Raw genomic sequence first — 23,699 nt, 5'->3', positions numbered from 1 at the left:
TAATTTCTTCTCAGGTAGAGAACAAAAATCATGAGTGATGTTATTAAAGTGAAAGAACGGTCGGCTGTGGCGTCCTCTGAGGGGTCCGGTGCACGAATAATATCCTGGCTACACAATATCCATCCCGGCGTGGCAATGAAGCTCGGTATGATTCTGGTTATCTGCATTGCGACGTTGCTGATTGGTGCTTCGTTTATATTGTCGTCTTATCTGTCGAAAGAGCTGCAAGCCAATGCGCTGGAAATGATCAAGACCAATACGCGTATTTTCCATAACAGCATCTCTAATGAATTCCAGAGGGTGACCCGGGACGCGGAACATTACAGCAATGTTTATATTAACAACTATCAGAATGTTGCCAGTAAACCACTGCATTCTATGGATGCAGCTGAATTAAAAGCGGTTCTAAGTAGCCCAACGACCAACTCGCATTTCACCGAATTAACCAGCGTATTTGCCAGTACTTTTGTACTGGAAGGCGAGCAGTTTGTTCGCGTCAGCAGTACGCTGTTAGCAAACTCTGGCAACACGGCGACGGCAACGGCATTGGGCCGTGATAATCCGGCATTGCCGCTTCTTCTGAAAAACAAACCGTTTTCTGGTGTGGTCACGCTGTTTGGAAAACAGTTTATTAGCCACTACGAGCCGATTGCCGATAAGTATGGTCAGGTGGTTGGAGCCGTTGCGGTAGGTTTCGATGTTAAGCAGAGTCTGCAACCGATCATTCAGCGCTTGCTGAATGTGCGTATTGGGAAAGATGGCTACGCGTATGTACTGGATGCCGGATTTGAACCTGGGCGTATGCTGGTGCACCCGTCGCTCAGTAATCAGCAGGCGATCAATATCACCGATGCCAATGGATACAAGCTGTTTGCCGATATCCTCGAGCATAAAAACGGTATTACCTACTACGATTGGGTGAGTGGCTATGGCACTGCGCCCAAAACGAAAGTCGCCGTCTATGAATATGTTGACGGGATCAATTGGGTTATCTCGACAACCAGCAATGTTGATGATGTCGCCAGGAGCAGCAACCTGGTCCGTAATGGCCTGCTGCTGTTCACCGCCTTCCTGCTGCCCGTCATTTTACTGCTGATTGCGGTGGCCAGCCGCTTCCTGATTTCACGCCGTCTAAACCGCGTACTGGGTATTGCGCAGACCATTGCTGAAGGTGACTTAACGGTAGAGGTTCCAATCGACCATCATGATGAGATTGGCGAGCTACTTGGCGCGGTAGAGAAGATGCGCCAGCGTTTGCACTCACTGGTGGGGGATATGGTTTCTCACGCCAACTCGGTACATCAGGCGTCGATGCATATTACGGAAGCGGTCGATGGTCAGGCATCTACCAGCGTAGAAACCTCATCATCGGTTGCGGAAATCACCTCAACTATGGAGGAGTTGTCCGCCTCTTCCACACAGATCGCGGAGCACTCGCGGGCGGTTGTGGATATTGCCAACCAGACGCTCGAAGATTGCAATAAAGGCTCTGAGTCGATGTCGCAATTGCTGATGCGTATGACGGATATTGATACCGATAACCAGCAAAACATGCGTGAAATTATGATGCTGGGCAATAAGTCGACGGAAATCAGCCGCGTGATGGTGATCATTAACAGTGTTGCCGATCAAACCAAATTGATTGCCTTTAACGCAGCGCTGGAAGCGGCCAGTGCCGGAGAAGCCGGGAAACGCTTCTCGGTCGTGGCGGCGGAGATCCGTCGTCTGGCCGATTCCGTGACGGAATCAACGGTTGAGATCGAGAACAAGATCAGCGAGATCCAAAACGCCATCAATCGTCTGGTGCTGAATGCGGAAAAAGGCGGGGAGAGCATCAAAGCGGGCGCCAGGGCCTGTAAAGTGAGCGCCGAGCATCTGAACGACATTGTTGTCACCGCGGAGCAAACGTCCACGGCGGCGCTGCAAATCTCTTTGTCAACTCAACAGCAGAAAACGGCGAGTAATCAAGTGGTTATGGCGCTTCGTGAAATTGTTGTCGCCAGTAATTACACGTCGCAATCCATCAAAGACATTTTGATCGTGAGTCAGGATATGACGCAGCTGTCGAAAGCGCTGAAAGAGGCTTCGACGTCATTTACTTTGACGGATATGGATGCCTGACATGAATAGCGGCAACATTCGGGTGCTGATCCACGATCTGGGCAGCGTGTCGCGCAACGAGCTGGTCAGAAAACTGGAGGAGCACTCGCATATAAGGGTTGTGGGGCAAGCAGCCCACCGCAGGCAGGCGATTCGACTGTTACAACAGTTGATGCCTGACCTGTTGATCCTGACGCTGGATACGTCGACGGCAGATAACGTTGAGATCGTTGAAACCATTATGGCGACCAGTGCCATCCCAATTCTCGTTCTGCGCTATTTCCCTGAAAACCAGTGGGATGATGATTTCATTTCCCGCGGTGCGCTGGCGGTATTGCACCACAGCAGTGGCGCTCCGTTGTCGAGTGAAGTGCTGCATCGCAAAGTAGAATTGCTGGTTGGTGTAAAAGTGATTCGTCATATCAAGGGATTACGCTATCCCACAGAGCAACGCGTGCCGGGAACTCACCCGGCAATGGATGCCGAAAAGACACCAGAGGACTGGCCTTTTGTGCTGGCGATAGCCTGTTCTACCGGCGGGCCACAGGCGCTGAGCAGGCTATTGCAGGCGTTGCCCGGTACGTTCCCGTGCCCGGTGTTGATTGCACAACACATTGCCGACGGTTTTGCCAAAAACATGGTGCACTGGCTGGACAGCGTGACTGAACTGAAGGTTCGACTGGCGCAGGAAGACGATCGTGTGGAAGCAGGGTATGTGTACATACTGCCGCCTGAACAGCATCTGATCGTCAAAACAAACCAACGGCTGGCCGCGATCCCGAGACAGGAAAGTGATGTGTATCACCCCAGCTGTAATCTGCTGCTGGAGTCGGTTGCTGAGGTTTTTCGTGAAAAAGCCGTTGGGCTGATTATGACGGGAATGGGCAGCGATGGCTGTCGTGGTATTGAACTGATTTTCCGGCGGGGAGGAAGGACGCTGGCGCAGGATGAAGAAAGCTCTGTTGTTTTCGGTATGAATAAGAACGCAATCGACAAACAGCTTATCCATCGCACAATCCCGTTGGATGACCTTGCGAAGGTTCTGCTTTCGATGGCTTTTCACGGGCATGTTGAGAGTAAATTGCCATGATACCCAATCTCCCCGATTATGCCCGGTTGATCAAAGACCGGGTGGGTTTGCACTTTGATAATGCGATGGAAGCGTTGCTGGAATCGGCGCTGAGTCGACGTATGGCCGAGCTGGGAATCAGCAATTACTATGAATACTATGAACGGCTGCGCATCTCTCAGGATGAGTTTGATAGCTTTGTTACGCTGATTACAATTAACGAAACGTATTTTTTTCGTGAAAGCGACACGCTGGATCTCATCTGCGACAAATGGGTGCCCCGCCTTCTGCAACAGCGTAGCGGCCCGGTGCGTATTCTGAGCGCGGGATGTTCATCCGGTGAAGAGGCCTACTCGCTGGCAATCAAGCTGCATGAAAAGTACCAGAACGGGATGGCGCAGCAGGTTGAAATCTACGGTTGTGATATTGACCCGGTGATTCTGGCAAAAGCCAGAAATGCCTGTTATTCCAGCTACTCGTTTCGTGGTGTCGATCCGCTGATTCAGCAGCGCTATTTTACCCGGACGGGGAATCTGTTCCGTCTACATGATGAAATCCGCGAGAAAGTCTCATTTCATCGCACCAACATTATCAAAGAGCAGTTACTGCCTGAAGTTGACATTATTTTGCTGCGTAACGTGTCTATCTATTTCGATACGCCGACACGCCGCGAACTGCATGGCAACCTGCTTAAGATGCTGCAGCCGCAGGGAGCCTTGTTCTTTGGCAACGCGGAAACGCTGGCCAACAATTTCGATATTCTGAAGCTTGAGCAAGAAGAGGGCATTTTTTATTTCTGCCATTATCGAGAAGCCCCTAAAGTCGCTCCGGTGCCCCGCGTCGCGGTACGCGTTCCGCTTCCTAGCGCCCCCGTGGTGTGTGAACCTCCCGCACCCACGGCGCAGCAATGTGATGACTGGTTGAAAAAGGCCCGTGCCTGCCTTGATGAGAAGTGTTTTTCCGAAGCTGAAGCGTGTATTGCCTGCGTATTACGCAACGATCCCCGTAACCAGGACGCGCTGCTGATTCAGGGCGTGATTGCACTGGAGCAACGAGAGTTTTCCCAGACGGCCGGAAATGCGCAAAAGATCCTCGCGCAGGATGAATGGTCGGCAGAAGCAAAAATGCTGCTCGGTCTGGCGATGATGTGGCAACACCAAACGCAACAGGCCATCGCCTGGTTTAAACAGGTGGTCTATCAGGAACCTGGCTACTGGCCTGCACACTATTATCTGGCTGAAATGTATCGGCAAAGCGAGCTTCGCCAGCCCGCTCAGCGTACATATCGCGTGGTGATGCAATTACTTAACGACGAAATGAACAATCCTTCAACGGTTTGTCGTCTGCGTTTGCCCATGGTATTTCCTGGAAATACGTTTCGTTTTCTTTGTGAACATCAACTGGCGCAATTCGCCCATCAAAACGGGTAAAAAGAACGATTATGGCTATCGATCTGAAAAAATTCGTTCTGCGTTTTATTGATGAAGGGAGAGGTCATTTGCAGACGATCAGCGAGGGCGCGTTTTTGCTCTCCGCTGATGAACATACTGACGCATGGATTGGGGAAATGTTTCGGGCCGCGCATACGCTGAAGGGGGGCGCGAGGATGCTGAAACTGCAAAGCATTGCTGATGTCACGCACCACCTCGAGGACGTTCTTAGCGAACTGCGGGATAAGAAACTGACGCCTGACAGGGCGCTTGGCAATCTGATCCATGAGTCCGTGGAGTATCTTTCCGGTCAACTCACCCAGCTTTTTGTCAGTGACGGAGATAATCAACTCCCCCCGGCAGATGCGAGTTTATGTGAACGCCTTGCCAGCGCCAGCCGCGGGGAGGCTGTCACATTGGTTGTCGAGGCGGCGGGACCTGCGGAAAAACCGCTTCCTCCGACAGCGACTCCGGCACCCGTGCCGACGATCGCTGTGGATTCAGGTATAAAACAGGCTGATTCAGTACGGGTAAAGCTGAATAAACTTGACGACCTGATCGACATTCTCGGGGAAGTGCTTGCAGGCCATGATCGCCTGGAACAGCAGATACAAAACCTGAGCCAACTGGTGCCCCGGTTGTTAGGGCTTAGCGCAGAACAGTTGCGTCAGCAGATCCATGATTTCAGCGCTCAACTGAAAGAGAGCGTTCAGGTTCAACATTTGCAGATGTATGAACTGTACGACGTGGCGGCGCGGATCCGTATGCTGCCGCTGTCCACCCTATTTGAGCCGATTTCACTGCAGGTCAGCGAACTGGCCTCCACGCTGAACAAACAGGTCGTTTGCCGCTTTGTAGGGGGCGAAGTGGAAATCGACCGACAGCTTATTGACCGGTTATCGGAGCCGCTGACGCACTTGCTGCGTAACGCGGTCGATCACGGTATTGGTGAAATTGATGAGCGGCTGGCGCTGGGAAAATCGACGCGCGGCACCATCACCATCAGTACGCAACAGGATGGAAGCGGAATACTACTGCGCGTCGAAGATGACGGGCGCGGCCTGAACTATGAGGCGATCAGCGCAAAAGCGGTCAGCAAAGGTTTGGTTCCGGCATCAATGGCCGGACAGCTCTCTGAACAAGAGTGTAATGAGCTGATTTTCCATCCCGGTTTTTCCACCAGCAAAATTGTCTCAGAGCTTTCCGGGCGTGGCGTAGGCCTTGATGTGGTGCGCAAAACGGTGGTCACCGACCTGCAGGGGGATTTGCAGGTACATAGCCGGCAGGGGGTCGGGACGTGCTTTAGCCTGCGTCTGCCCGTTTCGCTGGCAATGATGCGTATCCTGCAATTTGAAGAACAGGGCCACCTGTTCGGACTGGCCGCTCAGTATGTGGTTGAGGTGGTGGAATGCACCCCCGAAGGGATTAACGACATTGCCGGGCGACCCGCCATCATTTTGCATAACGAGTTTATTCCGGTGATTTGTGCCGGTGCTCTGCTAGGTATTCACGATCGTCAAAGCAGTGCCCCACCGGCAGGGCAACGATTAATCGTGGTGCAGAACCAGTACAGCAAAATGGCACTACGCGTTGATAAGCTGCTCGATGAACGCAAGATGATGATCAAGCCGTTGCCGAAGCATATGCAGCAGCAATCGCTGGTGTCCGGGATGGTACAGACCCCTGATAACCAACTGGTCAGTATTCTGCAGGTCCCGGCGCTGATGGCGATGGCGCAACAATCACGGCAAACCAGCACTCCTGTGCAGCCAGTCAGTGTCGCGCAAGATGCCTGGCACGTGCTGGTGGTCGATGACTCACTCAATACCCGCGAGATTGAAAAGAACGTGCTGGAAGCGCATGGCTATCAGGTCACGCTGGCAGAAGATGGGTTATCGGGTCTACAAAAAGCAAAATTGACCCAGTTTGATGCTGTGCTGACGGATGTCGAAATGCCGTTTATGGATGGTTTCACCTTCACCAAATCGCTGCGTGGAGAGAAAAACTATCAGCACACGCCCATTATCATCGTGACCTCCCGCGCGAAGGAAGAAGACCGGCGACGTGGCATTCAGGTGGGGGCGGATGCTTATATTGCCAAAGGCGACTTCGAGCAGGACAGCCTGATTAAAACATTAAAAATGCTTTTGTGCTGATAGCGCAAAATCGAGAGAGAAGATGCGAATTTTATTAGTTGATGATGATCTTTTTGCAGCTGAACTGGCATCCGTTTTTTTAGAAATGGATGGCTACGATGTGGTGATCGTGGAAAGTGCCATCTCCGCCTTAGCGTGCCTGGACTCGGATAACAATATCGACCTGGTGATCAGCGATCTGCAGATGCCGGAGATTAGCGGTTTAGATTTACTGGCGCTATTACGCGCACAGGAGTGGTCTAAGCCCTTCATTTTGCTGAGCGCAAATGAGGTCACGGGCAGCGACGTTCCGTACGACCGTTGGGTGAAAAAAGATGAGAACCTGGCGGAAAATCTGGGGGCTGCAGTGAATGCGCTACTGCAACCATCTGCGGTTACTGAATAAGCCTACACGTACGATGAAACAAGAAAATAAGCACTTAGCGATGGCTGCCGCGCAGGAAAAAATAGCGCGTCTGCGACAGGGATTTTTACGCCGCATCCCCGACATGTTGGCCCAGTCGGAAAGATTACTCGTTCAACTGGTTGCAGAGCCCAGCGAGTCTTGCCGTAAACAACTGCACATACTGCTGCACAGCATTCACGGGTCTGCCGGTTCTTTTGGTTTTACGCCTCTGGCGAACGCAGCCGCAGAAGGGGAGAGTTTGCTCGCGGAGCTGGAAGTGGATCAAAGTAAGATTCATTACGATGAAATGCGGCGCATTATCCGGTGGCTGTATACCCTGACCCAGGAGCAGTTGAATCTTGAACACCGTATCAGCGATACGGACTTCAAATTACCGATCTCTTCCCCGCGCGCAGAAGAGGGATACGCTCGTCGGGCCGATAAGCCAATCTACCTGTGCGATGATGACATTGACCAGGTTGAGTTGCTCGCCACGCAACTACGCTGTTTCGGTTTTACCTGCCATGTGTTTGCTAACACGCAGGATTTTACCCAGGCGGTGCTTTCACAGCCGCCTTCGGTGGTGATTATGGATGTCAGCTTTCCGGATAACGCCTACGGTGGCCCGCTGACAATGTCGGACCTCAAGCAGAAAGTCGGCACCGCTTTCCCGGTACTGTTTCTCTCCTGCCACAGCGATTTTAAAGCGCGGATCAACGCCATTAAATCCGGGTGTGATGGCTACTACGTCAAACCAGCCTCGATTACGGATTTAGTACAGGAACTGCATCGCTTAACCCAGCCGTCGCTGAAAAAACCCTATCAGGTGCTGCTGATCGATGACGAGCCGGCGGTGGCGCAATACAACGCGGAAATGCTGCGTATCGCCGGAATGGAAGTGCATGTACTGGAAAAACCACAGTATTTACTGCATGTGCTGAATGCCCACCCCATCGATCTGGTGCTGATGGATTACCACATGCCGGAATTTAGCGGGGCGGAGCTGACTAAGCTTATCCGCCAAATCCCGCAGCATATTGGCCTGCCTATCGCCTATCTCTCCAGCGAGACGAACAAGAGTGAGCAGCTTGGTGCGATGAGCATCGGCGCTGAGGATTTTATTCTTAAGCAGGCGAATCCAGAAGAGCTTATCCGTGCCGTCTCGATCCGGGCGGAAAGAATGCGAACCCTACGCGCCCGCATGTCGCAGGACAGCCTGAGTGGGTTATACAACCACTCGACAACCACACATTTTCTCAAAAGTGCGATTGCCGAGTCGAACTACAGCGGTCACCCGTTTTGTCTGGTAATGGTCGATCTGGATCGCTTTAAAAGCATCAACGATACCTACGGCCATGCGGTTGGCGACCAGGTCATTGTCGGCATTTCACAGCTGTTTTCCCATCGCTTACGCAGTACCGACATCGTGGGTCGCTACGGCGGGGAGGAGTTTGTCATCATTATGCCTAACACTACGAGTGAGAAGGCTGCACGGGTGGTTGAGCGCTTGCGTAAGGATTACGAGCAGGTCGCATTTTCCGTTAATGATGCCAGTTTTCACAGTACCTTCAGCGCGGGTATCGCACAGTGGCAGTTTGGCGACAGGCTTGAAACGCTACGTGAACGTGCCGATCAGGCGCTATATGCCGCGAAGCAGAATGGCCGTAATACCTTCCGCATTGCCGAGTAAAAGGAGAAGAGATGAGCCAACAGCTGGAACAAATTCTCGCGCTGAATCATGGTGAAAAACCGGAGTGTGAAAGCGTTGATGAGCCGCAGCGTACGCTGGTGCTATTTCAACTGGCGGGTAATAACTTTGCATTCTACGGGGCACAGATAAAAGAGATCCTTGCGGAACGGCCTATTTCCTGGGTTCCCTGCTGTGCGCCGATGCTCGAAGGTGTCATCAACTATCGTGGGCGAGTGGAGTCGGTGATGAGACTGGACAGCCTGATCGACAAACCTGCGGCTAACGCGGCAGGTAAACGCACGATTCTGATTGGCTGCTCAGAGAAAATGCAAAGCGGTATTCTGATCGACAAGCTTATTGATGTGCTGGATGTTGTCGAAAGCCAGATTCACTTGCCGGGGGATTCACTGCCTCCGGCGCTACAAACCATTGCGGTTGGGGTCGTGAACGTGGCGGAAACCTGGTTTACGCTGCTCGATCTGAATCTGGTTTTTGATCGCTATCAGGAGACCAGCGGGTATGACGCCTCCCATTAATCTGGCTGCGGTACGCATTCGCCTGGGAACGCAGGATTTTTATATTCCGGCCAGTCAGGTCGGGCGCTGTTTGCTGGTGACGCAAGCTGCGCCGGAGATCCCGCGTTTTAGCCGATGGCTTGGTATTGCTGATGAACCGCAGCAGGGCTGGCATTTGCATCTGTTTGTTCCAGCCAGCGGCGTAGAAACCGGCTGGTACTTATGGGGGCAACTGGAAAATGTCATGTTATCCAGCGACACCATTTTTGCCGTACCGCCGCTGTTGGCTCATGGCTGTCGTCTGCCGGCGCTACGCGCGCTGGTGGGGAGTGAGGCATTTAGCCCGCTTTTAAGCTGGTGTTGATACTCATGCCGAGTGGCGCGGCGTTTTACAGCTGCATGAATTATTATATCTGTAAATCTTGTTTTTTATTATTTTTAATCCTGCTCACCTTCTCGTTGTGTTATTTACGCTTCATTACATAAGTAGTGATTTATTTAAAAGTCAGCATGCTGACTTTATTTCATTGGCAAACTCTGATGCGTCACATTTTTAAATTATTCTGAGTAAAGGACGCTGTCAGGATGATTTAAATCACTTTATTTATTCTTTGTTTATTCAAAATGGCCTGGCGATTCTCCACATTAACAAGGAAATGGATATGAGTTTACCTTCCCAGGATAATAAGGTAGGGCCGGGCGCTTATTTTGCTCTGGCATTCGCCGCAGTATTTTTCTCTGGATTACTTGGCGGAAAAGAGTGGTACGGCGTATTTGATTTCACCACCCTGAATGGTGCATTTGGCAAAGTGGTCAGTAAAGCGAGCCTGGAAGGCGATACGCTGACCACGGCGAGCAGCGCGTTTCGTGGCACCGGCGGTCACGGTGCGATGGATGGCTTCCTTTTCGCGTTGGGACTGATTCCTGCCGTTATGTTTGCTCTGGGCATGATCAATGTGCTGGAGCATTACGGCGCTCTGCGTGCGGCGCGTCGTCTGTTAACCCCTTTGTTGCGTCCGCTGATGGGGATTCCCGGGAATACCGGACTGGCGCTGATTGGCAGCTTGCAGAGTACAGACGTTGGCGCGTCGTTAACGCGTAACCTCGCTGATGAAGGCGAAATCACGCAGAATGAGAAAGACATTTTTGCCATGTTCCAGTTTTCCGCTGGGGCCATGATCACCAACTTCTTCTCCTCTGGCGCAATCCTGTTCACGCTGATGGCCGTAGACGGCACCCCAGCCGTGCCTGCGTCTATTGGCGCATGCGTTGCTGTGATGTTCATTATGAAAATTGTTGGCGCCAACATGATGCGCCTGGTCCTGACGTTCACCAGTAAAAAAGCCGAATCAACTGTTGCGGGAGAAGCATCATGAGCGCACCAACTTCTAATCCTGTTATTACCGATGTGTTTGTCGAAGGTGCCCGCAAAGGTTGGAATATTGCGACAACCAGCACGCTGCCGAACGTTGTAATGGCCTTTATCATCATCAAAGCGCTGGAGATCACTGGTGCGCTGAAAGGGCTTGGCATGGTATTCGCACCGCTGATGGGGCTCTTTGGTCTGCCCGGCGAAGCTGCTGCGGTGTTGATTGGCGGATGGATGTCGATGGGCGGAGGAATCGGTGTCGCTATTGGTCTGTTTGATAAAGGTATTCTGACCGGTGAGCATCTGGCGATTCTGGCTCCGGCGATTTATCTGATGGGCTCGCAGGTGCAGTATCTGGGCCGCATTCTCGGGGTGATTGGCACTAATGCTAAACGTATTCCCCTGATGATTATTATCTCCGTTCTGAACGCTTTTTTAGCGATGCTGCTGATGCGCATTATTCTCTGATAAGGAAATACCATGGATTTGGAAAAGTACATTGATGAACTGCAAACGCTGGTCAACATTGACTGCGGAACGCAAACGGTCGCAGGTGTTGCCCATGTTGCTGCGGTGATGCGCGAGCTCTGGCAGCAGGAAGGCTGGCAAACAGAGATGGTTGATTTAGGCAGTGCGGTTGGGCCGGCGCTACTGGCGACCAATAAACCTCATGCGACAGAATATGATGTGCTGCTGGTCGGCCATCTGGATACCGTTTTCCCGGCGGGAACCGTGGCTGAACGGCCGATGAGCCGTGATGAAAATCGCCTGTACGGACCAGGCGTCTCCGATATGAAAAGTGGTTTGCTGAACATCGTCTGGGCCATGCGTACCTTGCCCGCGGAGCATCAGGCACGCTTATCTATCGCCGTCGCCATGAACCCGGATGAAGAGACCGGTAGCGTTCACTCCAGCGAATGGATTGGTGGACTGGCGAAACGTGCGCGTTGCGTGCTGGTATGTGAGGCTGCCCGGGCAGACGGTTCGCTGGTGAAAGCGCGCAAAGGCGTGGGCGGCTATCAACTGACCTTTGAGGGAGTAGCGGCGCATGCCGGTAATGAACCGGAAAAAGGGCGCTCTGCCATAACCGCTTTTGCTCATAGCGTCCTGGCGATTAACGCGTTGGCTGACATAGCGCGTGGCACCACGCTGAACGTGGGCGTGGTGCAGGGCGGAAGTGCGGCGAACGTAGTGGCGGCGAAGCTGCATGCGGAACTGGATGTGCGTTTCTGGGAAAACGAAGAATATGATCGTGTGCATCAGGCGCTTCAGTCTCTTTGTCAGCAAGGTTTCCTTGAGGGCGTGACGACTACGCTCACCCGCGTAAGTCATAAACCTGCGATGGCGGCGAGCGAAGACACGCAACACCTGATGACTCTGGTTGAACGCGCCGGGCAGGAAGAGGGAATTGCGGTAACCTGGCAGGCTGTTGGTGGTGGCAGCGATGCGAACCTCACGGCGGCGTTAGGCATTCCGACACTGGACGGGCTGGGACCCATCGGTGCAGGTTTTCATAGTGCAGATGAGTGGCTGGATATTGCCTCCATCGAACCGCGAATTCGTTTATTAAAACGTATCATCACGATGTTGTAATCTACGGCTAATATAGCCTCCTGCAGGAGGCTATATTAATGCCATGGTCATTTATCAACATCAGGAATATTAGCTAGCATACTATTAAATGTTATTTATGCATCATGCGACTGAAACTGGCTTTCTGAATGACGATCGCGCAGCGTTGAATAAATAAAGGTGATGACAAACAGCAGGGAAAATAAAACGACAATCGTCGGCGCGGGGGCACTGTCGATGAAAAATGACAGGTATACACCCAGAAATGACGTTGCAACCGATATGGCGGTAGCCAGTAATAATGCCTGGGCGAACCTGCGTGTCATTAAAATCGCAATCGCACCGGGGGCAATTAACAAAGAGATCGACAAAATAATACCTACCGACTTTAGCGTCGCGACGATAGTCAGGGCGATCATACACAGCAGACCATAATGCAGCAGTGTGGTGTTAAGACCGCTGGCCTTTGCCTGGTGCGGATCGAATGCATGCAGTAGCAGATCTTTCCATTTGAGCCCGATGATAAGCGCTATCCCCAAAGCGATAACCGCAGTCTGCGCAATATCGCCCAGCGAAACGCCCAGCATGTCACCGAACAAAATATGGTCCAGATGAATTTCAGACTGGATTGACACATACAGCACCAGCCCGGCGCCAAACATACCGGAAAAGACGATCCCCATAAGGGTATCGCGCTTGATACGGCTGTTATCGTCAAGATACCCGGTTGCTACTGCGCAGAACAATCCGGCGACAAAAGCGCCAATCGCCAGCGGAATACCTGCAATCCAGGCCAGTACAATCCCCGGAAAGACCGCATGGCTCATGGCATCCCCCATCAGCGCCCAACCTTTCAATACCAAAAAGACCGACAGCAGTGCGCAGGGTACGGCGACGATAACGGAGATGGTCAACGCGTTGACCATAAAGCTGAACTGAAAGGGTTCCAGTAATGTGGTTAAGAACATGAGTACTCCTTGTTCACCTGTCGGGCGCGGCGGCGATTTGCCAGCAGACCGTGTTTGGGCGCAAACACGAACGCCAGCAGGAATAACAGCGTTTGCAGAACCACAATAATTCCTCCGGTTGCGCCGTCCAGCCAGTAGCTTAGCCAGGCACCAAAAAAGCTGGTCAGGCTACCGATAGCTACCGCGATAGTAAGCAGGCGTGGAAAACGATCCGTCAGCAACCAGGCGGTCGCGCCAGGCGTGACCACCAGGCAAATGACCAGAAATGCGCCGACGGTTTGCAGTGCGGCAACGGTGGAAACGGAGAGCAGCGTAAAAAATAGCAGCTTCAGCCGACCAGGATTCAGACCGATCGAGCGGGCATGGTTTTCATCGAAAAAGACCACCATCAGGTCTTTCCATTTCAGCAGCAGGATGGTCAGTGAGATAATACCGATGATCGCCAGTTGCAAAATATCTTCCGGCGCAATCGCCAGCACGTTGCCGAGAATAATGGTCTGGATGTTCACCGACATCGGATTGAGCGACACCATAAACAGCCCGATACCGAAGAAAGAGGAAAATATCAGCCCTATGATGGCATCTTCCTTCAGGCGTGAGCGCTGATTGAGAAACAGCATACTGCCCGCAGCCAGTCCCCCGGAAAGAAATGCCCCCAGCGCGAAGGGAAGCCCTAACATATAGGCCCCGGCAACACCGGGCACGATGGAATGCGATAGTGCATCGCCAATCAGCGACCAGCCTTTGAGCATCAGGTAGCACGAGAGGAACGCGCACAGGCCGCCGACCATCGCCGAAACCCACATGGCGTTGAGCATATACTGGTAACCAAAGGGTTCTGTCAGCCAGTTCATGACTATTCCCCCTCGCGTGCCGCGCGACGTGAAATAAACGGGCGCTCATCATCGGTAATCACATGTTGCTCGCCCCCGCTCAATGCGACGTGACGCAGAACGCCGCTAAATGCCTGTTCAAGGTTCTCGGTGGTAAAGGTGGTGTCAGTTGGACCGCTGGCCAGCACGGTGCCTTTAATCATTACCGTGTAATCACAAAACTCGGTGACCGAGCCCAGGTTATGGGTGGAGACCAGCATGGTTCGGCCCTCATCGCGCAATTCGCGCAGCAGACCGATGATACGGGCCTCGGTTTTTACATCTACGCCGGTGAAGGGTTCATCCAGCAAAATGACCTGCCCATCTTGTGCAATGGCCCTTGCCAGGAAAACGCGTTTTTTCTGCCCACCGGAAAGTTCACCAATCTGGCGATGGCGGTATTCCAGCATATCGACCCGTGCCAGAGCAGCATCCACGCAGGCGTGATCGTGCGCCTTTGGCCGGCGCAGCCAGCCCATATGGCCAAAACGTCCCATCATGACCACATCTTCGACCAGCACCGGAAATGACCAGTCCACCTCTTCAGACTGGGGCACATACGCAATCAGATTCTGTTTTAGCGCCTTGCTGACCGGCTGTTGCAGGATAGAGATTTCCCCCTGTGCCAGCCGGACAAACCCCATCAACGCCTTAAACAGTGTTGATTTCCCGGAACCATTTACACCAACCAGCGCGGCAATCGAGCCGCCCGGAACCTGAAACGTGGCATCCCGCAGTGCGGTGTGGCCGTTGCGATACGTCACCGTAACCTGATTCACGGTAATCGCAGATTGACTCATGGTTGACTCCCAAGGCCGTTGTTGATGCCGTTAACAATGGTTTGTGTGGTGACGCGCAGTAGATCCAAATAGGTCGGGACCGGGCCGTCGGCAGCGCTGAGTGAATCGACGTACAGCACGCCGCCGTAATGTGCGCCAGATTCTCGGGCCACCTGACGCGCGGGTTTGTCGGACACGGTACTTTCGCTAAATACCGTGGGGATCTGATGCGCTCGTAGGGTATCGATCACCTTGCGTACCTGTTTCGGCGTACCTTGTTGATCGGCGTTGATCGGCCATAAGTACAGTTCTTTCAGATCGTTATCGCGTGCCAGATAGGAGAACGCCCCTTCGCTAGTGACCAGCCAGCGTTTATCGGCAGGAATTTTGGCAAGTTCAGCTTGTAGCGGCGCGAGCGTTTGCTTAATTTCCGCTTTATAGCGCTCGGCATTCTTCTGGTAGGTCGCCGCGTTTTCCGGGTCATATTTCATTAACGCATTGCGGATGTTATCCACGTAAATCAGTGCGTTGTCTGCTGACATCCAGGCATGTGGATTGGGTTTTCCATTGTATGGCCCTTCGCTGATGCCCATCGGTTGTACGCCGTTTGAGACCATCACTTCCGGTACGCCGGACAGATGTTGGTAGAAGCGGGCGAACCAGAGTTCCAGATTGAGACCATTGGAGAGAATTAACTGCGCACCCTGCGCCCGCTTAATGTCGCCTGGTGTGGGCTGGTATTCGTGAATTTCTGCTCCGGGCTTGGTAATTGAACTGACGTCCGCCGCATCGCCTGCCACATTGCTTGCCATATCAGCAATGATCGTAAACGTCGTGATGACCTTAAACTTTTCTTTCGCCCAGGCAGGTGACAGCGTAAGTGCCGTCAACAGGCTGGCAAGGAGAACTGATTTCAGACGAGGCAGATGCGGCATAGTATCCCTCACAATAAAGTGGTTAATTAATCATCGAATATAGCCTTTGCTATGTTATATAGCACATGGCATAAGTAAATGAAAATAATTCTTATTTGCGTAGGGTGCTAAGGATGTATCACCTTCAGGTAATAGTGCTGCGTATTTTTAAGGTGTATTATTTATGCAACTTAATTGTGGAGGTCTCATGTCCGGCAAACGTATTGCTCGTGAAAAAATGACGATCCAAAAAATGATCTCGCTGTACGAAAGCCAGTGTCCGGAAGCTTCAGATGAGCAGGGGCATTACGATGCGTTGTTTGCTTATGCGCAAAAGCGCCTGGATAAGTGCGTGTTTGGCGAGGAAAAACCGGCCTGCAAACAGTGCCCGGTACACTGCTATCAGCCAGCCAAACGGGAAGAGATGAGGCAAATTATGCGTTGGGCCGGGCCGAGAATGCTCTGGCGTCACCCGATTCTGACCATTCGCCATCTGATTGATGACAAGCGTCCAGTCCCGGAATTACCTGAGAAATATCAGCGCAAGAAGTAATCTGGTTATTTTGTGCCGGATGGCGGCGATGCCTTATCCGGCCTACAAGAGCAAGTGCTCCGTCGCGTAGGCCCGATGAGCGTAGCGCCATCGGGCAATTTAACTATCCGGTACCGGATGGCGGTTACGCTTTGGTGGCAATAAGAATGGCCGAGGCTTTGATCAGCGCGATGACCCGGCTTCCCTGGCTCAGTTTCATCTCTTGCTGACTTTCGTTCGTCACGACCGCGACAATGTCAAAACCGGCATCAGTTTTGATGTGTACGGTGGCGTTAACGGCGCCTTCAGTTACCTGTGAAACGCTACCGGCAAATTGGTTGCGGGCAGAGAACTTCAGACCGCAGTCTTCAGTCGCCAGCGTCACCCACGGCGCTTTGATCAGCGCAATGGCTTCTTTTCCTTTCGCCAGACCCAGTGCCTGCTGACTGCTATGAGTCACAATCGCGACCAGTTTTGCGCCGCCAGCCAGCGTCAGTTCAACTTCATCATTCACTGCGCCAGTTGCAACTGCACTGACTGTACCGGTTAATTGATTACGTGCTGATACCGCCATACTGCCTCCTTTCGTTGAGTTATCACCCAGTATAGCCACAATGGCTAAACCAGCGCATCCTTATCAATACCTAATCGCTTCATACGCGACAACAACGTGGTTCGTTTTAGCCCCAGTCGCTGCGCAGCACCTTTAGGACCGGCGACAACGCCATTGGTCTCTTTCAGTACCCGCATAATCAGCTGGTATTCATCTTCGCCATCCTGTGCGACTTCGGTTGCAACCGGAGGGGGGGGCGGTACCTGCGTGGTGATATCCGGTAGGGATAATTGCAGTACGTTGCCTCGGGTCAGCAGAACGGCGCGTTCCACCACGTTTTCCAGTTCGCGGACGTTACCCGGCCACTCCATGCTGCTCAGGGTACGAAGCGCTTCGGCAGGAATACTGTCGATATTGCGCCCCATCCGGCGAGCGATTTTAAAGGTAAAGGCTTTCACCAGCAGTGGGATGTCTTCTGGACGCTCGCGCAGCGGAGGTAAATGGATCGGGAAAACGTTCAGCCGGTAATACAGATCGTTACGGAATTCCCGATCGGCAACCATCTTTTTTAGATCGCGGTTGGTGGCGGCGATCAACCGAACGTCGGTTTGGATCAGTTTGTTGCTGCCCAGGCGTTCAAATTCCTGCTCCTGAAGTACACGCAGTAACTTCGGCTGGAGTTCCAGCGGCATGTCACCGACTTCGTCGAGGAACAGGGAGCTTTTATCCGCCAGTTCGAAACGCCCAATTCGCTGTGTGCTGGCCCCGGTAAAGGCACCGCGCTCGTGACCAAACAGGTCGCTTTCCAGTAATCCGGCAGGCATTGCTGCGCAGTTCATCTTCACCATCCGACGGGCATTACGTCCACTCAGATTATGAATTGCTCTGGCGATCAGCTCTTTACCCGTACCTGTCTCACCCAGAATCAATACGGTACTGTCGCTTTGCGCCACCATTTCGACCTGTTTGAGTACGCTGTACATGGCTTCGCTGCGACCGATAATTTCGCCGAACTCACTGTCCACATTGTTCAGTTGCTCGGTCAGCGCCAGGTTTTCATCGACCAGACGTTCTTTCAGGCGGTGTATCTCCTGATAGGCAAGCGCGTTATCTACCGCAATGGCTACGCGTTCGGCAATCTGGCGCAACAGTTTCAGGTTGGCGGTGGTGAAAACTTTTTCTTCACACTGCGCCAGTTTGAGCACGCCAAGCATCGTATTGCCGGACATCAGCGGCAGCAGGCACAGCGTTTGTAACTGGTTACCCCAGGTTTCGAACAGCATGCGTTCATACGGCGCAAGGGTATCGCGTTCGCTCAGGTTAATCAGCAGCATCTCTTTGCTGCGGAACACCCGCTCGGAAAGCGTGCCAGCTTCATCCACTTCACTTTGTTCGTGAGCTGGATGATTCTCATCCAGATAGTGGGTGGAGTAGATACTCAACTTATTTTTGCGATCGCTGCGTAATACGATGCTGATGGCATCAATATCGAAATAGTGGTGGATCTCTTTGGCGACTTCGCTGACCAGTTCGTCAATGTCCAGTCGGGAGAGTACTGCATTGGTGATGGCGACCAGGATACGAAAGTTGTCACGTTCGCGACACAGCAAATCGTAATCGACGTTGTTGCTGACCCTGCTCTGAATTTGTTCCGCAACGACGCCGACTATTTGGGTGAAGGTCTGTAGCCGGTTGTACTCTTTTTCACTCCACGGGCGATCCTCGTTGCGGATAAATTCGCAGCCGCCAAAGATGCGTCCGTCCGCCGCCAGCGGCAGCAAACAGTAGTGACCAAATTCAGAATACAATCCGCCAGAGGCCAACTGTGGCCAGGTTTCTGAAAATTCATGATAGTTACAGTGCAGCGCATCGGGGCGAGACAGAATACGACGTACCGGACCGTGTGCCAGTACCGTTTCGTCTTCATAGTCGATGGGTTTACCATTTTCACGCGTCGCAAAATAACGCGCACGCTGCGTCTGTGCCTGCCATAACACAATAGCCGCGCAGTCAGCCAGCGCTGAACGCTTGACCAGCTGCGAAAGCGCCTCACTAAGAGACTGGAGATCGGGCTGCTGTAATAATGTACGAGTAATATCGAACAGGCCTTGCTGTCCGAGGTCACTCATCGGTGTATACGACATATTGCTTTTCCAGGGAAAACACCGCAGAACGGTGCGAAAACGGTAAATGAATTATAGGTATAAGTCGTAAATTATTGCCGGATGGGTCGGGTATTCAAACCATAGGCCTGATAAGCAAAGCGCCATCAGGCAGTAATACAGTGTTAATGCCGGATAACGACCCAAACGTGGTTTATCCGGCCAGGAACAGATTGCCAACCGGCTGCTAGCATATACGAGGTAATGGTTCGGCGTGTGGTAAATCGAGGGTCCGTTTCACGCCGTAAAGTCCGGCAAGACGTACACCTTTACGTTCAACCACTTCACCAATTAGCGCGGCATCGCGTCCTAAAGGATGGGCGTGGAGTGCGGCGAGTACGGCTTCAGCAGCCTGACGTTCAACGGCAATCACCAGCTTGCCTTCGTTGGCAAAGTTGAGTGCGTCCAGACCCAGCAGTTCGCAAACGCCACGCACGGCAGGTTTCACCGGCAGTGCCGCTTCAGACAGCTCAATGCCAAATCCGCAAGAGGCCGCAAATTCATGTGTTACCGCATTTACGCCGCCGCGGGTGGCATCACGCAGCGCTTTCACGCCAGGAATATCGCGTAGCGTCTGGATAAGCGGCGTTAACACCGCACAGTCGCTGACCAGTTCGCCATCAAGCCCCAACTGTTCGCGCAGGTTGAGGATAGTCGCACCGTGATCGCCAAGTGTACCACTCACCAGCAGCACATCACCCACGCTCAGGGTTTGCGCCCCCCAGTGAATATTGGCGGGAATCGCGCCCATACCGGCGGTGTTGATGAACAGTTTGTCCGCGGCACCGCGCTGCACAACTTTGGTATCGCCGGTTACGATAGCAATCCCCGCTTCACGGGCGGTTGCTGCCATGCTGTTCACGACGGTTTTCAGCGTGTCCATTGGCAGACCCTCTTCGAGGATAAAACCGCAGGAGAGGTAGCGCGGTATCGCGCCGCTGACCGCGACATCGTTAGCCGTACCGCAGATTGCCAGCTTGCCAATGTTGCCGCCGGGGAAGAACAGGGGGTCGATAACGTAGCTGTCCGTTGAAAACGCCAGACGATCGCCTTCTGCGACCAGCTGCGCCAGTTCCAGGCGCGCCTGATCTTCCTGTTCTGCCAGCCACGGGTTAGCAAAAGCTTCCATAAACAGACTGTTGATCAACTGCTGCATAGCCTGACCGCCGCTACCGTGGGCGAGTTGTACGCTGTTCATGCTTCACACTCCTGCTGACGATACTGATACCAGGCGGCACATGCGCCTTCAGAGGAGACCATCAGGGCACCAAATGCGGTCTCCGGGTTACAGGTTTTACCAAATAATGGGCACTGATGCGGTTTGCATCGGCCAGTCAGCACCTCTCCGCAACGTGCGCGCGGATCGTCATAGACCTGCTGCGGCGCTGGCTGGAAATGTGCTTCGGCGTCAAAACGCTGATAATCAGGCGTCAGGTGAACGCCGGATGATTCGATCACGCCCAGACCCCGCCATTCGCTGTCACCGTTGACACTGAACACGTCGGCGATAGCCTGCTGGGCTAACGCGTTACCGGCATCCGGTACCACGCGGCGGTACTGGTTTTCAACCTGGCTTTGGGCCGCTATTTTCTGCTCGATCAGCATCACGACGCCTTGCAGCAGATCAAGCGGCTCGAAGCCGGCGACCACCAGCGGGCGATGGAAATCTGAGGCAATGAAATTATAGGCGTCAGTGCCAATCACCATACTGACGTGACCTGGCGCCAAAAAGGCGTCGATACCGTTGTCCGGCTGTTCCAGCAGGCTGCGCAGCGTTGGGATCAAGGTGATGTGCTGGCAGAAAAAGTAAAAGTTCTGCACATCGCGCTGTTTGGCCTGCTGCAGAGTTATGGCGGTTGTCGGCATGGTGGTTTCAAAACCCAGGCCAAAGAACACCACTTTGCGCGTTGGGTTTTCCTCGGCCAGCTTCAGTGCATCCATCGGGGAATAGACGATACGGACATCCGCGCCGCGTGCTTTGGCCTGTAGCAGTGAGCCCTGTTTTCCAGGGACGCGCATCGCGTCGCCAAAGGTGCAGAAAATCACTTCCGGGTGGCTGGCGATTTCGACACAGCTGTCAATTCTGCCCATCGGCAGAACGCACACCGGGCAGCCTGGACCGTGAATAAACTCCACATTTGCGGGCAGAAGCTGATCGAGGCCGAATTTAAAGATAGCGTGGGTATGACCACCACAAACTTCCATAATGCGCAGCGGGTGTTCAGCGGTGTAGGAGAGGTGAGCGGCACGCTCGCACAGATGCTCTATCAACTGCATCACCTGTTCTGGTGCGCGATATTCGTCAACAAAACGCATTTATTTTTCCTCGCCATACAGCAACGCGCCGACATCCGGCTCAACGTCAAACATGTTTTGTAGCGCGTCGAGCGTATCGCGCGCTTCAGCTTCATTAATGATGCTCATGGCGAAACCGACGTGAACCAGTACCCACTGGCCCAGACGCGGCTCACCCTTTTCATCACAGCTCCCGACCAGCGTCAGATCGACGTCGCGCTGAATACCGCAAACATCGACCTTAGCCTGGTTGCCATCAATGGTGCGGATTTGACCCGGAACACCTATGCACATCGCTGATTCTCCAGCCATGACAGCCATTGATCCATCCCTTCACCGCTGGTGGCGGAAATCAGGATGATTTCAATGTCCGGGTTCACTTCCCGGGCGCTGGCGATGCACTTCTCAACATCAAAATTAAGGTAAGGCAGCAGATCCACTTTGTTGAGCAGCATCAGTGATGCAGCAGCAAACATGTGCGGGTATTTCAGCGGCTTATCTTCGCCTTCGGTAACAGAGAGCACGGCGACTTTATGACGCTCGCCGAGGTCAAAGCTGGCCGGGCAGACCAGGTTACCAACGTTCTCAATGAACAGAATGCCGTTGTCATCAAGCGGCAGACGTGGCGCGGCATCGGCAATCATTTGCGCATCAAGGTGGCAACCTTTACCGGTGTTGACCTGGATTGCAGGGGTGCCGGTGGCGCGAATACGAGCGGCATCGTTAACCGTCTGCTGGTCGCCTTCAATGACGGCACATGGCACACTGTCTTTCAGCTTCATCAGCGTTTCGGTCAGCAGCGTCGTCTTACCGGAGCCTGGGCTTGAGACGAGGTTCAGTACCAGATGCTGACGGGCAGCGAATCGGGCGCGGTTGCGCTCGGCCAGACGATTGTTTTTGTCCAGTACGTCTATTTCGACTTCCAGCATGCGGCGCTGGCTCATACCTGGCGCGTGAGTTCCTGCTTCACCGTGACCATAGTGCAGATCGCCTTCAGCGGTCTGGCTCGGTGCGAAACTGGAGGTTTTCACACCGGTAATATTCAGTGCCGGGCGAGCCGCCGGGGCAAATGGCGCGCTGCGGAACGCCGAGTGGGGGTTATGTTCATCACCCTCTATATATAGGTTGCCTTCAGCGCAACCACATGTCGTACACATCGCTCACTCCTGATCTTTATCTTGCGGTATATCTGTTGCCGGATGGCAGTTTTGCCTTATCCGGCCTACCAGAGGTGTCACCGGAATTAGTCTTCGGCGTCGCCTATTTCAATTCTTCGAATCTGTAAGCCGTCGTCGGCCACAATTCTCAGCATATCGCTATTGCATTGCGGACACCGACGCACGCGCTGCGTCAGCAACGTGACGTATTGCTGACAAGATTCGCACCAACATTCGGCTTCTTGTTCTTCGAGGTGGAGTTTACAACCTTCTGCAAGGGTGCCACGGCATACCAGATCAAAACAAAAGGCGAGAGCGCTGGTTTCTACGCAAGAAAATGCGCCAATTTTGAGCCAGACCCCAGTTACCCGCTTTGCGCCATGTTGGGTGGCCTGTTGTTCAATCAATTCCAGTGCCCGTTGGCAGAGGGTTATTTCGTGCATATCGCCTCCTAAGATGTTGCCGTTTTAAAAGCAATAAGCATGCCAGGTTGAATTTTCACGTTCGTGACAATGTCGACGATGACGAAATGACATGTCGTCATCGCGCCATAAATTCATAACCATATGAAAATAAACAAAATTAATTTTGGCATGAAATGTGCTTAGGGCTGTTCATCTCTGCTAAACGGGTAACCTGACATGACTATTTGGGAAATAAGCGAAAAAGCCGATTACATCGCTGAACGGCATCGTCGCCTACAGGACCAGTGGCGTATCTACTGCAACTCGCTGGTTCAGGGGATCACCCTGTCAAAAGCGCGTTTGCATCATGCGATGAGCTGCGCGCCGGACAAGGATTTGTGCTTTGTCCTTTTTGAACACTTCACTATCTACGTCACGCTGGCGGACGGCTTTAACAGCCACACCATCGAGTACTACGTTGAAACGAAAGACGGTGATGATAAGCAACTGATTGCACAGGCAGAGTTGACCCTCGACGGACAGGTCGATGAGCGCATCAGCAACCGCGATCGCGAGCAGGTGCTGGAGCACTATCTCGAAAAAATCGCCAGCGTCTACGACAGCCTGTACACCGCGGTTGAAAACAATATGCCGGTGAATTTAAGCCAGCTGGTTGAAGGACATAACCCGGCTTAAGCCTCGGGTGTTGCCCACTTGAGTCATGATGCGGTTTGTTCTGCATCACGACGGTTTAGGGAATGGGCATGTCGAAAAATG

The 23,699-nt window shown here is 53.0% G+C and carries 24 protein-coding genes; 13 read left to right on the top strand and 11 right to left on the bottom strand.

Annotated elements, in window-relative coordinates; all coding sequences use genetic code 11:
* Positions 1 to 30 precede the first annotated feature (30 nt).
* The 11 genes from NNO08_RS13115 (at position 31) to NNO08_RS13065 (ending at position 12,307) form a co-directional block, all read left to right on the top strand.
* Positions 31 to 2,121 carry a methyl-accepting chemotaxis protein gene (locus NNO08_RS13115; protein ID WP_271456878.1) on the top strand — a complete coding sequence of 697 codons (2,091 nt, stop codon included), beginning with the start codon at positions 31 to 33 and terminating at the stop codon, positions 2,119 to 2,121.
* Between the two features lies 1 nt (position 2,122).
* Positions 2,123 to 3,190: a chemotaxis protein CheB gene (locus tag NNO08_RS13110; protein WP_271456877.1), complete on the top strand. Its 1,068-nt coding sequence runs from the start codon at positions 2,123 to 2,125 to the stop codon at positions 3,188 to 3,190.
* Positions 3,187 to 4,599, top strand: a complete 1,413-nt coding sequence (locus tag NNO08_RS13105) for a CheR family methyltransferase (protein WP_271456876.1) — start codon at positions 3,187 to 3,189, stop codon at positions 4,597 to 4,599. The genes NNO08_RS13110 and NNO08_RS13105 overlap by 4 nt, the downstream gene beginning before the upstream one ends.
* Before the next feature lie 11 nt (positions 4,600 to 4,610).
* Complete coding sequence (locus NNO08_RS13100; protein ID WP_271456875.1) at positions 4,611 to 6,755, top strand: hybrid sensor histidine kinase/response regulator; 2,145 nt, start codon at positions 4,611 to 4,613, stop codon at positions 6,753 to 6,755.
* Between the two features lie 22 nt (positions 6,756 to 6,777).
* The gene (locus NNO08_RS13095) at positions 6,778 to 7,140 is read left to right on the top strand and encodes a response regulator (protein WP_271456874.1); all 363 of its coding nucleotides are present in this window, start codon (positions 6,778 to 6,780) and stop codon (positions 7,138 to 7,140) included.
* Positions 7,106 to 8,830, top strand: coding sequence for a GGDEF domain-containing response regulator (locus NNO08_RS13090; RefSeq protein WP_271456873.1), 1,725 nt, complete (start codon positions 7,106 to 7,108; stop codon positions 8,828 to 8,830). Before NNO08_RS13095 ends, NNO08_RS13090 begins: the two co-directional genes overlap by 35 nt.
* A gap of 11 nt (positions 8,831 to 8,841) precedes the next feature.
* Entirely contained in the window at positions 8,842 to 9,366 is a 525-nt protein-coding gene (locus tag NNO08_RS13085; protein ID WP_271442635.1) for a chemotaxis protein CheW, read from the top strand.
* Positions 9,350 to 9,709 carry a hypothetical protein gene (locus NNO08_RS13080; RefSeq protein ID WP_271442634.1) on the top strand — a complete coding sequence of 120 codons (360 nt, stop codon included), beginning with the start codon at positions 9,350 to 9,352 and terminating at the stop codon, positions 9,707 to 9,709. The genes NNO08_RS13085 and NNO08_RS13080 overlap by 17 nt, the downstream gene beginning before the upstream one ends.
* Positions 9,710 to 10,001: 292 nt before the next feature.
* Positions 10,002 to 10,721 carry a nucleoside recognition domain-containing protein gene (locus tag NNO08_RS13075; RefSeq protein ID WP_271449783.1) on the top strand — a complete coding sequence of 240 codons (720 nt, stop codon included), beginning with the start codon at positions 10,002 to 10,004 and terminating at the stop codon, positions 10,719 to 10,721.
* On the top strand, positions 10,718 to 11,182 hold the full coding sequence (locus NNO08_RS13070; protein WP_271442632.1) for a YjiG family protein: 465 nt from the start codon (positions 10,718 to 10,720) through the stop codon (positions 11,180 to 11,182). The genes NNO08_RS13075 and NNO08_RS13070 overlap by 4 nt, the downstream gene beginning before the upstream one ends.
* Before the next feature lie 12 nt (positions 11,183 to 11,194).
* Positions 11,195 to 12,307 (top strand): M20 family metallopeptidase, encoded by a 1,113-nt coding sequence (locus tag NNO08_RS13065; protein WP_271456872.1) that lies wholly within the window; start codon positions 11,195 to 11,197, stop codon positions 12,305 to 12,307.
* 95 nt (positions 12,308 to 12,402) lie between these two features.
* Here NNO08_RS13065 and sitD read toward each other — a convergent pair whose 3' ends face one another.
* Genes sitD through NNO08_RS13045 form a run of 4 tightly spaced genes read right to left on the bottom strand, consistent with a single transcriptional unit; the run spans position 12,403 to position 15,840 of the window.
* On the bottom strand, positions 12,403 to 13,254 hold the full coding sequence (sitD, locus tag NNO08_RS13060; RefSeq protein WP_271456871.1) for an iron/manganese ABC transporter permease subunit SitD: 852 nt from the start codon (positions 13,252 to 13,254) through the stop codon (positions 12,403 to 12,405).
* Positions 13,245 to 14,108 (bottom strand): iron/manganese ABC transporter permease subunit SitC, encoded by an 864-nt coding sequence (gene sitC / locus NNO08_RS13055; protein WP_271456870.1) that lies wholly within the window; start codon positions 14,106 to 14,108, stop codon positions 13,245 to 13,247. The genes sitD and sitC overlap by 10 nt, the downstream gene beginning before the upstream one ends.
* A 2-nt stretch (positions 14,109 to 14,110) precedes the next feature.
* Entirely contained in the window at positions 14,111 to 14,926 is an 816-nt protein-coding gene (sitB, locus tag NNO08_RS13050; protein WP_271441802.1) for an iron/manganese ABC transporter ATP-binding protein SitB, read from the bottom strand.
* Positions 14,923 to 15,840, bottom strand: a complete 918-nt coding sequence (locus NNO08_RS13045) for a metal ABC transporter substrate-binding protein (RefSeq protein WP_271456869.1) — start codon at positions 15,838 to 15,840, stop codon at positions 14,923 to 14,925. Before NNO08_RS13045 ends, sitB begins: the two co-directional genes overlap by 4 nt.
* A 187-nt stretch (positions 15,841 to 16,027) precedes the next feature.
* On the opposite strand from NNO08_RS13045, the gene NNO08_RS13040 reads away from it, so the two are divergent.
* Positions 16,028 to 16,372, top strand: a complete 345-nt coding sequence (locus NNO08_RS13040; RefSeq protein ID WP_271441804.1) for a nitrous oxide-stimulated promoter family protein — start codon at positions 16,028 to 16,030, stop codon at positions 16,370 to 16,372.
* Between the two features lie 124 nt (positions 16,373 to 16,496).
* On the opposite strand, the gene NNO08_RS13035 is transcribed toward NNO08_RS13040, so the two are convergent.
* From NNO08_RS13035 to hypA, 7 genes are all read right to left on the bottom strand, one after another.
* Complete coding sequence (locus tag NNO08_RS13035) at positions 16,497 to 16,925, bottom strand: TOBE domain-containing protein (protein ID WP_003037421.1); 429 nt, start codon at positions 16,923 to 16,925, stop codon at positions 16,497 to 16,499.
* 44 nt (positions 16,926 to 16,969) lie between these two features.
* A complete protein-coding gene (gene flhA / locus NNO08_RS13030; RefSeq protein ID WP_271449788.1) occupies positions 16,970 to 19,048 on the bottom strand; it encodes a formate hydrogenlyase transcriptional activator FlhA in 2,079 nt (692 codons plus the stop codon).
* A 205-nt stretch (positions 19,049 to 19,253) separates the two neighbouring features.
* A complete protein-coding gene (hypE, locus tag NNO08_RS13025) occupies positions 19,254 to 20,264 on the bottom strand; it encodes a hydrogenase maturation carbamoyl dehydratase HypE (protein WP_061068461.1) in 1,011 nt (336 codons plus the stop codon).
* Complete coding sequence (gene hypD, locus NNO08_RS13020; protein WP_271456868.1) at positions 20,261 to 21,382, bottom strand: hydrogenase formation protein HypD; 1,122 nt, start codon at positions 21,380 to 21,382, stop codon at positions 20,261 to 20,263. The genes hypE and hypD overlap by 4 nt, the downstream gene beginning before the upstream one ends.
* Positions 21,383 to 21,655: a hydrogenase 3 maturation protein HypC gene (gene hypC / locus NNO08_RS13015; RefSeq protein ID WP_061068460.1), complete on the bottom strand. Its 273-nt coding sequence runs from the start codon at positions 21,653 to 21,655 to the stop codon at positions 21,383 to 21,385.
* A complete protein-coding gene (hypB, locus tag NNO08_RS13010) occupies positions 21,646 to 22,518 on the bottom strand; it encodes a hydrogenase nickel incorporation protein HypB (RefSeq protein ID WP_124020831.1) in 873 nt (290 codons plus the stop codon). Before hypB ends, hypC begins: the two co-directional genes overlap by 10 nt.
* A gap of 86 nt (positions 22,519 to 22,604) precedes the next feature.
* Positions 22,605 to 22,961: a hydrogenase maturation nickel metallochaperone HypA gene (gene hypA, locus NNO08_RS13005; protein WP_101741655.1), complete on the bottom strand. Its 357-nt coding sequence runs from the start codon at positions 22,959 to 22,961 to the stop codon at positions 22,605 to 22,607.
* Between the two features lie 198 nt (positions 22,962 to 23,159).
* Between hypA and hycA the strand changes: the two genes are divergently transcribed.
* Complete coding sequence (gene hycA / locus NNO08_RS13000) at positions 23,160 to 23,618, top strand: formate hydrogenlyase regulator HycA (protein WP_271454168.1); 459 nt, start codon at positions 23,160 to 23,162, stop codon at positions 23,616 to 23,618.
* Positions 23,619 to 23,699 lie beyond the last annotated feature (81 nt).

The sequence above is a fragment of the Citrobacter sp. Igbk 17 genome (assembly GCF_028069775.1).
In the GTDB taxonomy this organism is placed as follows: Bacteria; Pseudomonadota; Gammaproteobacteria; order Enterobacterales; family Enterobacteriaceae; genus Citrobacter.
Note: the sequence above shows the minus strand (reverse complement) of the source record. Positions and strands in the feature narration are given on the sequence as shown.